Annotated in this window: 1 protein-coding gene; it reads left to right on the top strand. The window is 70.3% G+C overall.

The window, feature by feature from the left end; translation table 11 throughout:
- The first annotated feature begins 49 nt into the window (after window positions 1-49).
- A protein-coding gene (locus PHY01_RS26055; protein WP_246086159.1) for an IS3 family transposase occupies window positions 50-1,323 on the top strand; the annotation gives its coding sequence in 2 pieces (ribosomal slippage) (window positions 50-335 and window positions 335-1,323; 1,275 coding nt in all).
- The last annotated feature ends 25 nt before the right edge of the window (window positions 1,324-1,348 follow it).

Genomic DNA, 1,348 nt, shown 5'->3' with positions numbered 1-1,348 from the left:
GAACCGCCCCGGTGTGTCGGGAGACTCGATCTTCTGAGGAGATGGAGTCATGACCTATCGCGCCCAGCCCTACCCGCGGGAGCTTCGTGAGCGGGCGGTCCGGATGGTGGCCGAGGTGACCCCGAACTATGACTCGCAGTGGGCTGCGATCGGTGCGGTCGCGCAGAAACTCGGCGTTGGGACGGCGGAGACGGTGCGCAAGTGGGTCCGCCAGGCCGAGATCGACCAGGGCCAGCGACCGGGCGGGAGCACGGAGGAGTCCGCGGAGATCAAGCGGCTCAAGCGTGAGGTGGCCGAGCTGCGCCGGGCGAATGAGATCCTGAAAGCGGCGTCGGCTTTCTTCGCGGCCGAGCTCGACCGGCCCTCGACACGCTCGTGAGGTTCATCGCCGCCCACGCCGAGCAGGACGCGGGCGGGTTGCGGTGGGGAGTCGAGCCGATCTGCAGAGTGCTCTCCGAGCACGGCTGCCCGATCGCCCCATCGACCTACTACGCCGCTCGCGCCGCGAAGGCGCAGCCGTGCAAGCGGGCGCTGCGTGATGAGCAGCTCAAGGTCGACATCGCCCGGGTGCACGCCCAGAACTACGGCGTCTATGGCGCCCGGAAGGTGTGGCTCGCGCTCAACCGCGAAGGCATCGCGGTGGCCCGTTGCACGGTGGAGCGGCTGATGGGCGAGCTGGGCCTGGTCGGTGCCCGTCGTGGTCGCCGGGTCCGCACCACCGTCGCGGACGCGGCCGCGCCGCGCCCGGCGGACCTGGTGGAGCGACGGTTCGACCCGCCGGCCCCGAACCGCACCTGGGTCGCGGACTTCACCTATGTCCCGACCTGGGCGGGGATGGTCTACGTGGCCTTCGTCCTCGACGCCTACGCCCGCCGCATCCTGGGCTGGCGCGCCGCCACGACGATGCGCACCGAGCTGGTGCTCGACGCGCTGGAGCAGGCCGTGTGGACCCGTCAACGCGAAGGCGTCGAGGACCTGTCCGGGTTGATCTGTCATCACGACGCCGGGTCGCAATACACCTCGATCGCCTACACCGAGCGCCTCGCCGCCGCCGGCATCGACCCGTCGGTCGGATCGGTCGGCGACGCCTATGACAACGCCCTGGCCGAGTCGGTGATCGGGCTGTTCAAGACCGAGCTGATCAAACCGCGGGGGCCGTGGCGGACCGTCGAGCAGGTCGAGATCGCCACCCTGGAATGGGTCGACTGGTTCAACCACCGCCGGCTGTTCGAGGCCTGCGGCGACATCCCACCCGCCGAACTCGAAGCGGCGCACTACCGTCAACACGCCGCCCTCACCGAGGCCGGCCACTCAACCCCATGAGCCTCCGGACACGCCGGGGCGGTTC

Source organism: Pseudonocardia hydrocarbonoxydans (assembly GCF_006539565.1).
In the GTDB taxonomy this organism is placed as follows: domain Bacteria; phylum Actinomycetota; class Actinomycetes; order Mycobacteriales; family Pseudonocardiaceae; genus Pseudonocardia; species Pseudonocardia hydrocarbonoxydans.
The sequence above is the reverse complement of the archived record's forward strand: the minus strand, read 5'-3'. Positions and strand labels throughout refer to the sequence as shown.